General features: G+C 68.3%; 12 protein-coding genes. 2 read left to right on the top strand and 10 right to left on the bottom strand.

The features are described from left to right. The first annotated feature begins 2 nt into the window (after positions 1 to 2). A complete protein-coding gene (locus I6H87_RS10785) occupies positions 3 to 1,376 on the top strand; it encodes a GntP family transporter (protein ID WP_011615955.1) in 1,374 nt (457 codons plus the stop codon). Positions 1,377 to 1,416: 40 nt separating this feature from the next. Next, the gene (locus tag I6H87_RS10780; protein WP_010814958.1) at positions 1,417 to 2,325 is read left to right on the top strand and encodes an SMP-30/gluconolactonase/LRE family protein; all 909 of its coding nucleotides are present in this window, start codon (positions 1,417 to 1,419) and stop codon (positions 2,323 to 2,325) included. A gap of 42 nt (positions 2,326 to 2,367) precedes the next feature. Here the strand turns inward: I6H87_RS10780 and hutG are convergent, their stop codons facing one another. From hutG to I6H87_RS10730, 10 genes are all read right to left on the bottom strand, one after another. Next, a complete protein-coding gene (gene hutG / locus I6H87_RS10775; protein WP_010814959.1) occupies positions 2,368 to 3,180 on the bottom strand; it encodes an N-formylglutamate deformylase in 813 nt (270 codons plus the stop codon). A gap of 37 nt (positions 3,181 to 3,217) precedes the next feature. Then, the gene (locus I6H87_RS10770) at positions 3,218 to 4,624 is read right to left on the bottom strand and encodes a formimidoylglutamate deiminase (protein WP_011615956.1); all 1,407 of its coding nucleotides are present in this window, start codon (positions 4,622 to 4,624) and stop codon (positions 3,218 to 3,220) included. Beyond that, positions 4,621 to 5,874: an imidazolonepropionase gene (hutI, locus tag I6H87_RS10765; RefSeq protein ID WP_011615957.1), complete on the bottom strand. Its 1,254-nt coding sequence runs from the start codon at positions 5,872 to 5,874 to the stop codon at positions 4,621 to 4,623. The genes I6H87_RS10770 and hutI overlap by 4 nt, the downstream gene beginning before the upstream one ends. Beyond that, positions 5,871 to 6,473: a HutD/Ves family protein gene (locus I6H87_RS10760; RefSeq protein WP_010814962.1), complete on the bottom strand. Its 603-nt coding sequence runs from the start codon at positions 6,471 to 6,473 to the stop codon at positions 5,871 to 5,873. Before I6H87_RS10760 ends, hutI begins: the two co-directional genes overlap by 4 nt. Next, a complete protein-coding gene (gene hutU / locus I6H87_RS10755) occupies positions 6,470 to 8,170 on the bottom strand; it encodes a urocanate hydratase (RefSeq protein ID WP_010814963.1) in 1,701 nt (566 codons plus the stop codon). The genes I6H87_RS10760 and hutU overlap by 4 nt, the downstream gene beginning before the upstream one ends. A 51-nt stretch (positions 8,171 to 8,221) precedes the next feature. Beyond that, complete coding sequence (hutH, locus tag I6H87_RS10750; RefSeq protein WP_010814964.1) at positions 8,222 to 9,799, bottom strand: histidine ammonia-lyase; 1,578 nt, start codon at positions 9,797 to 9,799, stop codon at positions 8,222 to 8,224. A gap of 64 nt (positions 9,800 to 9,863) precedes the next feature. Beyond that, positions 9,864 to 10,625, bottom strand: coding sequence for a histidine utilization transcriptional repressor HutC (gene hutC, locus I6H87_RS10745; protein ID WP_010814965.1), 762 nt, complete (start codon positions 10,623 to 10,625; stop codon positions 9,864 to 9,866). Positions 10,626 to 10,641: 16 nt separating this feature from the next. Beyond that, a complete protein-coding gene (locus I6H87_RS10740; RefSeq protein ID WP_010814966.1) occupies positions 10,642 to 11,421 on the bottom strand; it encodes an ABC transporter ATP-binding protein in 780 nt (259 codons plus the stop codon). Beyond that, positions 11,418 to 12,287, bottom strand: coding sequence for an ABC transporter permease (locus I6H87_RS10735; protein WP_010814967.1), 870 nt, complete (start codon positions 12,285 to 12,287; stop codon positions 11,418 to 11,420). The genes I6H87_RS10740 and I6H87_RS10735 overlap by 4 nt, the downstream gene beginning before the upstream one ends. A gap of 27 nt (positions 12,288 to 12,314) precedes the next feature. Beyond that, complete coding sequence (locus I6H87_RS10730; RefSeq protein ID WP_011615958.1) at positions 12,315 to 13,283, bottom strand: ABC transporter substrate-binding protein; 969 nt, start codon at positions 13,281 to 13,283, stop codon at positions 12,315 to 12,317. Positions 13,284 to 13,503 lie beyond the last annotated feature (220 nt).

Below are 13,503 nucleotides of genomic sequence, written 5' to 3'. Positions count from 1 at the left end.
ACGTGGCAATACTGATATTCGGCGGTGCGGCAGCGATCCTGCTGTTGCTCGCCCTGATCCTGATCGCAAAGCTGCACCCCTTCCTGGCACTGATCCTGGTGGCCACGGGCGTCGCCGTCGTGGCCGGCGTACCGGTGAGCCAGATTGCCGATGCGGTGGAAGGCGGCCTGGGCAAGACCCTGGGCCATGTCGCCGTGATCATCGCCTTCGGCGCGATGATCGGACGCATGACTGAATTGTCGGGCGGCGCGCAGGTGCTGGCCAACCGGTTGATCGAGCGCTTCGGCGACAAACGCGTGCCGCTGGCCATGGCCTGTACCGCATTCGGCGTCGGCATTCCGGTGTTCTTTGAAGTCGGCGTCATGATGCTGATGCCGCTGGTCTACGGGCTCACGCGCACCCGCGGCATTCCGCTGGTGGTGATTGGCCTGCCGGTGTGCGCGGTGTTGCTGGTGGTGCATGCCCTGCTGCCGCCGCACCCGGGCATGGTGGCAGTGGCCGGGGAACTCGGCATCGAGATCGGCCGCCTGCTGCTGATCGGCCTGCCGATCGCGCTGGTCACTGGCCTGGTGACTTTCCTGGCATCGCGGCGACTGACCAGGCGGCCGTTCCATATGGCAGCCGATATCGCCGCCGAAGTGGGCCAGGCCACAGGCAGCGCCCCAAAGGTCCACGCGGCATCCGCCAGCCTGGGCAGCGGTGCGCCGCCGGGCGCCCGTCTCGTCGCCGGGCTGATCGCGCTGCCGATCGTGCTGATCCTGGCCGGGACGCTGGCCCAGGTGCTGTTGCCGCAAGGCTTCTTCGGGCGCTCGGCGCTGATGTTTCTCGGCATCCCATACGTCGCGCTGTTGCTGGGCCTGATGCTCTGTGCCTACCTGCTGGGCACCCGTCGCGGCGCGCCGCTGGCGACGGTGTCCGAGGTGGCCGGCGCCGCCATCCCGACCGTATCGGTGGTGATCCTGATCACCGGCGCCGGCGGCGCTTTCGCCAAGATCCTGGTGTCGACCGGAATCGGCCCCGCGCTGGCGACGTCGCTGCAGTCTTCGGGTCTGCCGCTGGCCGTCCTCGCGTTCCTGCTGGCGATGCTGTTGCGCGCGGCACAGGGGCCCACCACCGTGGCGCTGATGACCACGGCCGGCATCATCGCCCCGCTGGTCGCGCAGGCTTCGCCCGGTCCCAACCATCTGGCCCTGATCGGCCTGGCGATGGGCGCGGGCGGCATGGCGGTCTCCCACGTCAACGATGCGGGCTTCTGGATCGTGACCCGGATGCTGGGCCTGAGCGTCGGCGATGGACTAAGGAGCTGGACGGTGCTGACGACGCTTGCCGGTAGCGCAGCCCTTGGCCTGATCCTCTTGCTGTGGCAGTTCGTGTAAAGACTGCTTGGGTGTCTTTGCAACGGGATAAAGGAAGACCATGGATACAGTCCGGATATTCGATGAGCGCGCACGCGAGCTGCCGCTGGCGGGCGAACGGCTCGAGCAACTGGCATGCAGGGCAACCTGGAGCGAGGGGCCGGTGTGGTTGCCCGACGAGGATGCGGTGCTGTGGAGCGACATCCCCAACGACCGCATCCTGCGCTGGAGCGCCGCGGATGGCATGTCGGTCTGGCGTACGGGCGCCGGGTTCACCAACGGCCACGCACTGGAGGCGGACGGCTCGCTGCTGCATTGCTCGCACGGAAAGCGGGCCATCGTGCGGACGCATCGCAGCGGTGCCCGCCTTGGCGAGGACGAACTGGTCGTCAGCCACTATCAGGGGCGGCGCCTGAATTCGCCCAATGACATCGTGGTCAAGCGCGATGGCACCTTGTGGTTCACCGATCCGCCGTATGGGATCCTGTCGGACCGCGAAGGCCACCGGGCCGATCCCGAGCTGCGACACAACTATGTGTTTCGCTACGATCCCGCCGTCGGTGCGCTGGAAGTCGCCAGCGACTTGATCGAGGAGCCGAACGGGCTGGCATTCTCGCCCGATGAAGACGTGCTTTATGTCTCCGATACCTCGGCGGCATTGCGCGACGATGGTCATCACCATATCGTCGCCTTCGACGTCGTTGCGGGACGGGTGCTGGCCAACCCGCGGGTCTTCGCCGTCATCGCGCCCGGACTGCCGGACGGATTTCGCGTGGACCGGCGCGGATGGCTCTTTACCAGCAGCGCCAGCGGCGTGCAGGTTTTCCATCCGGACGGGACGCGGCTTGCGCATATTCCCGTGCCGGAGAAGGTCGGCAACCTCGTTTTCGGCGGCGCCGAGGGCGATGCCTTGTTCATCGCCGCCAGCACTTCGCTCTACCGCCTGCGGCTTGGTCAGCGCTTGACGTGAGCTGGCAGCGCTGCGCGGCAGCCATCGTGCCGCGCCAGCGCCTTAGCGCGTTTCGACGAACTCCAGCACCGTCGCCAGCATCCCTCGCAAAGCCGGCTGCAACGCCGCCGCACGCGCCTCGTCGTAGGCGAACGGATACGTCTCGCTCATGTAGGCGACCTGCGACAGCTCGAGCTGCACCGCATGCACGCCGTCCTGCGGCTTGCCGTATTGGCGCGTGATATAGCCGCCCTTGAAGCGCCCGTTGAGCACCGCGGTATGGCCGGCCACCGCGCCAGCCTGCTCAAGCAGCTGATGCGCAAGTGACGCGTCGCAGCTCTCGCCGTTGGCCGTGCCGAGGTTGAAGTCCGGCAGCCTGCCTTCGAAGAAGCGCGGCAGCACCGAGCGGATCGAATGCGCATCCCACAGCGCGATGGTGCCGTGCTCCGCCTTCAGGCGGGCCAGTTCCGCGGCCAGCGCCTGGTGGTACGGGCGCCAGATCGCATCGCGGCGCGCGGCGATTTCGGCATCGTCGGGGCCGTTGCCGTCGACGTACAGCGGCGTCTTGTCGAAGGTGTCGACCGGGCACAAGCCCGTGGTGTCCTGGCCGGGATACAGGTTGGCGTTATCGGGCGGTCGGTTCAGGTCGACCACGTAGCGCGAATGCGTGGCCACCAGCACCGACGCACCCAGCTCGCGGGCGAAGCTGTAGAGGCGTTCCAGGTGCCAGTCGGTGTCGGGCACGGTGCGCGCTTCGGCCGTCAGGCGCTGCGAGACCGAAGCCGGCAGGTGCGTGCCGACGTGCGGCATCGATACCAGCAACGGGCGCGTGCCGCGATGCAGGGTGAAGGCGGGGGTATCGGTGGAGAAGGACATTGTCTTTGCGATGCAGTGGGCGTGCGCCCGGTTTCAGTCAGTCGGCCAGCAGGCTGGCGCGCGCCGCGATGAACAGGCGCCCCGCATCCGCCTGCAGCGGATGCGCGCCATGCTGCACGCGGCTGCGCCCGGCGGTGCGGACATCCGCTAGTGTCTCATGACCATGACAGGCAAACACATGCGTGGCCAGCGCCTGCGGCCCGTCGAGGCCCGCCAGCGTCGGATGGGCGCCATCCAGCACCACGAAATCGGCCTGCTGGCCTGGCACAAGCCCCGCCACGGCGCGGCCGCTGGCACGCGTGCCGCCAGCCACGGCTTCGAGATACAGCCGGTCGGCCACCTGTGCATGCGTGTCGGAGGCCAGCACATTGCGCCGCTGCAGGCCGAGCCGCTGGCCGTATTCGAACAAGCGCAGCTCCTCGGCCACGCTGACGCTGGCATGGCTGTCGGAGCCGATGCCCCATGCGCCCTGCTGCGCCAGGTAGGGCGCGGCCTCGAACACGCCGTCGCCCAGGTTGGCCTCGGTGGTCGGGCAGATGCCGGCCACCGCGCCGCTGTGCGCCAGGCGCCGGCGCTCGTCCCAGTCCATATGGGTGGCGTGCACCAGGCACCAGCGCGCGTCGACCTCTACATGGTCGAACAGCCAGGTCACCGGGCGCGTGCCCGACCACGCGATGCAATCGTCGACCTCTTTCTGCTGCTCGGCGATATGGATATGGATGGGCGCCTGCGGGTCGATCGCCTGCAGTCCCGCCAGTGCGTGGGCGAGGCTTTCCTCCGGCACCGCGCGCAGCGAGTGCGGTGCCAGCCCCAGCCTCGCGCCGGACTGCGCGCACGCGGGGGCCAGCCGTTCCAGCAGCCGCAGCATCGCGTCGGTGTCGTGCAGGAAGCGGCGCTGCTCGGCCAGCGGCGGCTTGCCGCCAAAGCCGGCGGTCTGGTACAGCACCGGCAGCAGCGTCATGCCGATGCCAGTACGCCGGGCCGCGCGCAGCAGCCGCAGCGACATCTCGGCGGCATCGGCATAGGGCGTGCCGCCGGCATCGTGATGGACGTAGTGGAACTCGCACACGCTGGTGTAGCCCGCACGCAGCATCTCGATATAGAGCTGGGTGGCGATGGCCTCCAGCGTGTCGGGCGAGAGCCGCTGCGCGAAGCGGTACATCAGGGTGCGCCAGCTCCAGAATGAATCGGCACCCGCCGGATCGTCGCCCTGCGGGCGGCTGCGGAATTCCGTCAGGCCGGCAAAGCCGCGCTGGAACGCATGCGAGTGCAGGTTGGGCATGCCGGGCAGCACGGGACCGGCCGCATGCGGCACGCCTGCGGCTGGCTCCGTGCCGGGCTGCACGGTGGTGAAGCGGCCCTGCTCATCCCAGGCCAGCAGCACATCGCGCGCCCAGCCGGCCGGCAGCAGCGCAAACGGAGCGAAGAGTTGCGAGCCACTCATGCCGAGGCTCCTTCGTGCGCATGCACACGCCCTTGCCGCACCACCGTCGCGACCGGGTTGCGGCCGAACCAGTACGCCAGCTCGGCGGGCGAATCGATGCGCCACAGCGCGAAGTCGGCCACGCGCCCTGCTTCCAGCCGCCCGTGGCGATCCGATGCGCCCAGCGCACGCGCGGCGTGCACGGTCACGCCGGCAAGCGCTTCGGGCACGGTCAGGCGGAACAGGGTGCAGGCCATATTCATCATCAGCAGCAGCGAAGTGACCGGCGACGTACCCGGATTGTGATCGGTCGAGATTGCCATCGGCACGCCGTACTGGCGTAGCAGCGCGATCGGCGGCAGGTTGGTGTCGCGCAGGAAGTAGTAGGCGCCGGGCAGCAGCACCGCCACCGTGCCGGCCTCCGCCATCGCCGCGACGCCGGCCTCGTCGAGATGCTCGAGGTGATCGGCGGACAAGGCGCGGTGGCGAGCGGCGAGCGCGGCGCCGCCGAGGTTGCTCAGTTGCTCGGCATGCAGCTTGACGCGCACGCCATGGCGCGCCGCCGCCTCGAACACGCGCCCGGTCTGTGCAATCGAGAAACCGATCGATTCGCAGAAGGCATCGACGGCGTCGACCAGTCCTTCCCCGGCCAGTGCCGGCAGCATGGTGTTGCAGACCAGGTCGATATAGTCGTCGGCACGGCCCGCGTACTCCGGCGGCAATGCGTGCGCGCCCAGGAAGGTCGTGTAGACCGAAATCCCGAAGTGCTCGCCAAGCCGGCGCGCCACGCGCAGCTGCTTGCGCTCGGCTTCCAGGCTCAGCCCGTAGCCCGACTTGATCTCGATGGCGGTGACGCCCTCGGCCAGCAGCGGCTGCAGGCGCGCGGCGGCCTGGGCAAACAGCGTGTCTTCATCTGCGGCACGCGTGGCGCGCACGGTCGAGACGATGCCGCCGCCGGCGCGCGCAATCTCTTCGTAGCCGGCGCCGGCCAGCCGCATCGCGAACTCGTCGGCGCGCTGGCCGCCGTAGACCAGGTGCGTATGGCAGTCGACCAGCCCGGGCGTAATCCATGCCCCGTGTGCATCATGGCGCGCCGCGCCGCGATAGGCATCCGGCAGGTCCGCCGTGGCACCCAGCCAGGCGATGCGCCCATGCTCCACCACCAGCGCGGCATCGCGGATCGCGTGCGCCGGATCGGCATCGGGCAGCAGGTGGCAGTTGTGCCAGACGCCGTCCGCGCTGGGCGCGGACGATACAGAGGGCAGCGTCATTGACCGGGCTCCGTCTCAAGGGTGACGCACAGGCACAGGGCCGCGTCACCCACAGGTTCAAACGATGGCGTGGATGGGGGTTCCGCAGCGCCGCAGAGCGCTCCTTCGCCCGCTTGCAGCAGCAGGCCGGCATCCTGCGCCTGCCATGCGCCGCTGACGGCCAGCAGGCAGACGGCATGGCCGCCGGTGCCAGGCACGAACCCCTGCCGGAACACCTCGACGCGCGCGCGGCAGTGGCCGCGCCGCGTCATCACGTTGAAGTCGCGCGTGACGCCGTCGATCAGCGTCGCCTGCAGGCTGGTATCGCCGGAGAAGGCGAACGGCTCGCCGATATGGTCAAGGCGATGGCTGAAGCTGGCGTCGTCCGCACGCAGCGTCACGCCGGCGCCCTCCAGCAGCACGATCTGGCGATCGATGCCGGGAAACGCCGAGAACGGCCCGTCCTGCCCGATATCGGCCACGCTCAGGCGCCACATGAAGTCATCCATGCCGGCGCCCGGCGGCCACACCGCGATCTCGCGCGTGTTGCCGCCGCCGTTCTTCCAGCGCGTGGGCGCGATCTCGGCCAGCGCGAACCGTTGAAATAGCGTCAGGCTCATGCGCCCTTCACCATCGGCAGGTTCAGGCCCTTCTCGTGCGCGCATTCGATGGCGATGTCATAGCCCGCGTCCGCATGGCGCATCACGCCGGTGGCCGGGTCGTTCCACAGCACGCGCTCGATGCGCCTGGCCGCGGCATCGGTGCCGTCGCACACGATCACCACGCCCGAATGCTGCGAGAAGCCCATGCCGACGCCGCCGCCGTGGTGCAGGCTGACCCAGGTGGCGCCGCCCGCGGTGTTCAGCAGCGCGTTGAGCAGCGGCCAGTCCGACACCGCATCCGAGCCGTCGCGCATGGCCTCGGTCTCGCGGTTGGGCGAAGCCACCGAGCCGCAGTCCAGGTGATCGCGGCCGATCACCACCGGCGCCTTCAGCTCGCCCGACTTGACCATCTCGTTGAAGGCCAGGCCGGCGCGGTGGCGTTCATCCAGCCCCACCCAGCAGATGCGCGCGGGCAGGCCCTGGAAGGCGATGCGGTCGTGCGCCATGTCGAGCCAGCGGTGCAGGTGCTTGTCCTCGGGGAACAGCTCCTTCATCTTGGCATCGGTCTTGTAGATATCTTCCGGATCGCCCGACAGCGCGACCCAGCGGAACGGGCCCTTGCCGCGGCAGAACAGCGGACGGATATAGGCCGGCACGAAGCCCGGGAAATCAAAGGCGTTCTTCACGCCCTCGTCGAACGCGACCTGGCGGATATTGTTGCCATAGTCGACCGTCGGCACGCCCATCTTCTGGAAGTCGAGCATGGCCTGCACGTGCTTGACGATGGACGGGCGCGCGGCGGCTTCCACCGACTTGGGATCCTGCGTGCGCGCCGCTTCCCATTGAGCGACGGTCCAACCGGCCGGCAGGTAGCCGTTGACCAGGTCGTGCGCCGAGGTCTGGTCGGTGACGATGTCCGGGCGCATGCCGCCGGCCTGCGCGCGCTTGACCAGTTCCGGCAGGATCTCGGCGGCGTTGCCGAGCAGGCCGACCGAGATCGCTTCCTTCTTCTGCGTGGCCTCGGCGATCATCGCCAGCGCTTCATCCAGCGTGGTGGCCTTCTTGTCGACATAACGCGTGCGCAGGCGGAAATCGATGCGCGACTCCTGGCACTCGATCGCCAGCACGCAGGCGCCGGCGAGCACGCCCGCCAGCGGCTGCGCGCCGCCCATGCCGCCCAGGCCGGCGGTCAGGATCCACTTGCCCGACAGGTCGCCGTTGTAGTGCTGGCGGCCGGCCTCGACAAAGGTCTCGTAGGTGCCCTGCACGATGCCCTGCGTGCCGATGTAGATCCACGAGCCCGCCGTCATCTGGCCGTACATCATCAGGCCGGCGCGGTCCAGCTCGTTGAACTTGTCCCAGTTGGCCCAGTGCGGCACCAGGTTGGAGTTGGCGATCAGCACGCGCGGCGCATCGGCATGGGTGCGGAACACGCCCACCGGCTTGCCCGACTGCACCAGCAGCGACTCGTCCTCACCCAGGCGGCGCAGGCTGTCCAGGATGGCGTCGAAGCACTCCCAGTTGCGCGCCGCCTTGCCAATGCCGCCGTAGACCACCAGGTCCTGCGGACGCTCGGCCACGTCCGGGTCGAGGTTGTTCTGGATCATGCGGTAGGCGGCTTCGATCAGCCAGTTCTTGCAGTGCAGCTGGCTGCCGCGCGGGGCGCGGATTTCGCGCTGGCCGCGCTGGATGAATTGGTTTTCGTTGGCGTTCATGTCTTGTTCTCCTGCTGCGGGTCTGGTCTGGCAGTGTCGGCGCGGGGCGCGTTACGACAGGTTGGTCGGCAGGATCGCGCGCACGGCATCGGGCCAGCCGGCGCCGGCATCGCCCTGCACCACCCATTGCTTCATCGCTTCGATATCCGGTGCCAGGTAGCGGTCCTCTTCGACAAAGGCCACGCGCGCACGGATGCGGGCCAGTTCCTGCTCCACCAGCGGCGACGACTTCAGCGGGCGGTGGAACTCGATGCCCTGCGCCGCGGCCATGGCCTCGATGCCGACCACGACTGCGGTGTTGGCGGCCATCTCGCCCAGGCGGCGCGCACCGTAGGTGGCCATCGACACATGGTCTTCCTGGTTGGCCGAGGTCGGCAGGCTGTCGACGCTGGACGGATGCGCCAGCGCCTTGTTCTCGGAGGCCAGCGCGGCCGCGGTTACCTGCGCAATCATGAAGCCCGAGTTCAGGCCGCCGTCGCGCACCAGGAACGGCGGCAGGCCCGACAGCCCGGTATCGAGCAGCAGCGCCAGGCGGCGTTCGGAAATCGCGCCGATCTCGGCAATCGCCAGCGCGATGATGTCGGCGGCAAATGCCACCGGCTCGGCGTGGAAGTTGCCGCCCGAGACCACGTCGCCCTGCGCGGAGAACACCAGCGGGTTGTCCGAGGCGGCGTTGGACTCGATCTGCAGGATGCGCGCGGCGTGCTGCAGGTTGTCCAGGCACGCGCCCATCACCTGCGGCTGGCAGCGGATCGAGTACGGGTCCTGCACGCGGCCGCAGGTCTTGTGCGAGTCGACGATCTCGCTGCCGTCCAGCATCGCGCGCACGGCGCCGGCCACGGCGATCTGGCCGGCCTGGCCGCGCGCCTCATGGATGCGGGCGTCGAACGGCTTGACCGAGCCCTTGATCGCTTCCAGCGACAGCGCGCCCGCCACCAGTCCGGCGGCAAAGGCGTCTTCGGCGGCGAACAGGCCGGCCAGCGCCAGCGCGGTCGACACCTGGGTGCCGTTGAGCAGCGCCAGGCCTTCCTTGGGGCCCAGCTCGAAGGCCTGCAGGCCGGCGTGCGCCAGGCCCTCGGCGGCGGGCACGCGCTTGCCGTCGACCAGCACGTCGCCCACGCCGATCAGCGTGCACGACATATGCGCCAGCGGCGCCAGGTCGCCCGAGGCGCCGACCGACCCCTTGGCCGGGATGCACGGCGTCACGCCGTGGTTGGCCAGCGCCAGCAGCGCCTCGATCAGTTCCGGGCGCACACCCGAATGGCCGCGCGCCAGACTCACGGCCTTGATCGCCAGGATCAGGCGCACCGTGTCTTCGGCCAGGTCCGGGCCGGTGCCGACGCTGTGCGACAGCACTAGGTTGCGCTGCAGCTGCGCCAGCTTGTCATTGGGGATGCGGGTCTGCGCCAGCTTGCCGAAGCCGGTATTGATGCCGTAGACCACGGCATCGGCGTCGATGATGTCCTGCACCGTGGCCTGCGCGGCACGCACGCCGGCCCAGGCCGATTCGGCCATGGCCAGGCGCACTTCGCCGCGGTAGATGCGGCGCAGGTCGGCCAGGGTGACTTGGCCCGGCTGCAGGGTCAGCAGCGGGCGGGAAGCTTGGTCGTCGTGTTGGCTGGCGCTCATTTGTATGTTCCTGTCTATACAGCTTAGAGTAAAAAGTTGAACCATGCGGCCGGATCCTGTGGATTCAGCCGAAAGCAGGGTTGCCGTCGGCGCGGAAGCGGCTGCCGAGGCGGTAGCGGTTGCCCGGATGCAGGCAGCGCACAAAGGTCACCGGCACGCCGTTGGTCCAGGTGCGGCGCGTCAGCATCAGGCAAGGTTGCGTGGGCGGCATTTCCAGTTGCGCGGCCTGCTCCGGCGTCGCGGCAATGGCATCGACCACGTGCTCTACCTGATCGTAGGGCACATGGCGCAGCAGGTATTCGCCGGGCTGGGTCTCGCTGAAGTCCTGGCTGATGAAGTCCGGGGCCACGCGCGCATTGACGTAGCGGTCCTCCAGCTGCACCGGCACGCCGTCCTCGCGATGCACGCAGACCGAGTGGTACACCGACTCGCCGGTGCGCAGCTCCAGCGCGGCGGCCACCTCGATCGATGCCGACACACGCTCCACCAGGATCACGTCGCAGGCATAGTCATGGCCGCGCATGCGGATCTCGTCCTGCAGGTTGACCACGGACAGCAGCGTCGACTGCGGCTTGTGCTCCGCCACGAAGGTGCCCACGCCGGCCACCCGCACCACCCGGCCCTGCTCCTGCAGCTCGCGCAGCGCCCGGTTGACGGTCATGCGCGAGACGCCGAAGCGGTTCACCAGCTCCTGCTCCGACGGCACCCGGTCGCCCGGCTGCCACGCGCCGCTCTGGATCTGGCGGGCAATGTACTCCTTCACCTGCTGGTAGAGCGCGGTGGGAGAGGCAGAAGCGGAAGAGGCGGTGCCGGCGGCGTGGTTCATGGCGTTGGTTGGATGCCTAGTGCTCGGCCGAGGCCATGGCCTCGGCGCGGATCTCCTCGGTCAGCCGCGCCTTGAGCGCGGAGAACTCCGGAGTGGTCTTGACGGTGTAATGGCGCGGATGCGGGAAATCCACCGCGATCTCGCTCTTGATCCGACCCGGCCTGGCAGAAAACACCGCCACCCGGTTGGCCATGAAAATGGCCTCGTCGATATCATGGGTCACGAATAATACCGTCTTGCGCGACGCCTCCCATATTCCCAGCAGCAACTCCTGCATCAGCACGCGGGTCTGGTTGTCGAGCGCGCCGAAGGGTTCGTCGAGCAGCAGGATCTTGGGATCGTTGGCCAGCGCGCGCGCAATCGCGGTGCGCTGCTGCATGCCGCCCGACAGCTGCTTGGGGAAATGGTGCTCGAAGCCGCGCAGTCCCACACGCTGGATAAAGAAGTCGCTGCGCTCCTTCTGCTCGGCGGCGCTCATGCCGCGCTCGCGCAAGCCGAAGCGCACGTTCTGCTCGATCGTCAGCCACGGGAACAGCGTGTACGACTGGAACACCATGCCGCGGTCCGCGCCGGGGGCGGACACCGGCTGGCCGTCCAGCAGCACGCGGCCGCTGGAGGGCGTATCCAGCCCCGCGACGATGCGCAGCAGCGTGGACTTGCCGCAGCCCGAAGGCCCGAGGATGGTGACGAAGTCATTGTCGCGGACCTCGAAGTCGACCGGCTGCAGCGCCAGGGTCTGGCCGCCGCGCGGGTTGGAGAAGGTGCGCGAGACCTGCTGGATGGACAGTGCGCTCATTGGATCGAACTCCACGGGAACAGGCGCTGGTTGGCGCGCTTGAAGACAAGGTCCGAGACCAGGCCGATGCAGCCGATCACGATGATGCCGAAGATGATCTGCCCGGTATTGAGCAGCGCCTGGCTGTCGGTGATCATGTGCCCGATGCCCGACGACGAGCCGATCAGCTCGGCCACGATCACGTAGGTCCAGGCCCAGCCCAGCACCAGCCGCAGGATCTCGGCAATCTCGGGCGCGGCGCCGGGGATCAGCACGCGCCGCACGATGCCGGCGCTGTTGGCGCCCAGCGTGTAGGCCGCCTCCACCAGGTCCTTGCGCGCGCCGCCGACGGCCACCGCCACCATCAGCACGATCTGAAAGAACGAGCCGATGAAGATCACCAGCAGCTTCTGGGTCTCGCCGATGCCGGCCCACAGGATCAGCAGCGGGATAAAGGCCGACGCGGGCAGGTAGCGGCAGAACGACACGAAGGGCTCGAAGAACGCCTCGGCCGCCTTGTACGCGCCCATGAAGATGCCCAGCGGCACCGCCAGCACCGCCGCCAGCACGAAGCCGCCGACCACGCGCCACACGGTCATGCCGATGTCGCCGATGAAGTTGTGCTCGGTGAACAGGATGAAGCCCTCTTTGGCCATCGTCATCGGATCGGCCAGGAACGTGCGCGGCACGAAGCCGCCCAGCGTTACCACGGCCCAGATGCCGAAGAACAGCACGAAGAAGGACAGGCCCAGCATCCAGCGCGTGTTGGGCGCCACCGGCACCAGCGGGGCCAGCCACGGGTGGCGCCGGCGCACCGGCGCCGCCGCTGCGGCAGGGACCGCCGCGGCAGCGGCCGGGGCGGGTGTTCCAAGTCTGGCTTGCGTCATGACGTCACGCCTCCTGAAGACTGTCGGTTACTTGAGGAAACGCGCGTCATACAGCGCCGTCACGTCCGGCACCTGGCGGATCACGCCGATTTCCAGCAGCACCGCCGCAGCTTCCTTGCTGAAGCTGGCAAGCTCGCCGGCAAAGAACTTGCGGTTGGCCTCGCGGTCCTGCCAGCGCAGGTAGGCGGAGGACTTGGCGAACTGCTCGCCGGTCTGCTTGACCGCAGCGCCCATGATGTCGTTGGCCTTGGCCGGCTCCTTCCGGATCATCTCCAGGGCCTCGAAGTAGCTGTCGACCAGCGCCTGCGCGGCCTTGGGATTCTCTTTAAGCCACTTCGGCGCGCAGCCCAGCGTATCGGTCACCATCGGGTAGTCGAGCGTGGTCGCCAGGATCTTGCCCTTGTCCGGGTTCTGGCGCACCGTCGACAGATACGGCTCATAGGTCATGGCGCCGTCGTTCTGGCCGGCCACGAAGGCCTGCGCGGCCGCCTGCGGCGACAGCGTGGTGGTCTTGATGTCCTTGAGCGTCATGCCGTTCTTCTTCAGCATCCAGGCCAGGCCGAAATACGGCGCGGTGCCCGGCGCATCGACGCCGATGGTCTTGCCCTTCAGGTCGGCAAAGCTCTTGACGTCGCTGCGCACGGCCAGGCCGTCGGCGCCGTAGGACTTGTCGAGCTGCACGATCTGGGTGATGGGCACGCCGTTGGCGTTCCAGGCCACATGCGTTTCCACCGTGGTGGCCGCGCACTGGATCGCGCCCGAGGCCAGCGCCAGGTGGCGGTCCTTCTGCGGGATCATCTTGATGTCGACGTCCACGCCATGCTTCTTGAAGATGCCGGCCTTGTCGGCCAGCGTCAGCGGCGCGAAACCGGTCCAGCCGCTCATGCCCAGCGTGACCTGGGTATTCTGCGCCTGGGCCGCACCGGCCCCCAATGCCGCAACCAGCACCGCGGCCTGCACTGCCATCCGACCGCGAATCCTGCTGTGATTCCTCATCTGTACGCTCCTTTGGTGTGTCCGTCGACGGCAGGCCATGCGTGTGGCCGCGCTCGTTTTCGGACATTAAACAGTACCTGTATATACAAGTCAACGTAGGGCTTCCACCAAGCATCCAGGCGGATAAACACCTTGAAAGGCGCTTTCCAGAGCGGGGAGTCCTCAACAGGCCTCGCACCACCCCGGTTCACGGATTGCAGTGTCGGCACCAGGCCGGGGC

It is taken from the genome of Cupriavidus necator, from assembly GCF_016127575.1.
Taxonomy (GTDB): Bacteria; Pseudomonadota; Gammaproteobacteria; order Burkholderiales; family Burkholderiaceae; genus Cupriavidus; species Cupriavidus necator_D.
The sequence above is the reverse complement of the archived record's forward strand: the minus strand, read 5'-3'. Positions and strand labels throughout refer to the sequence as shown.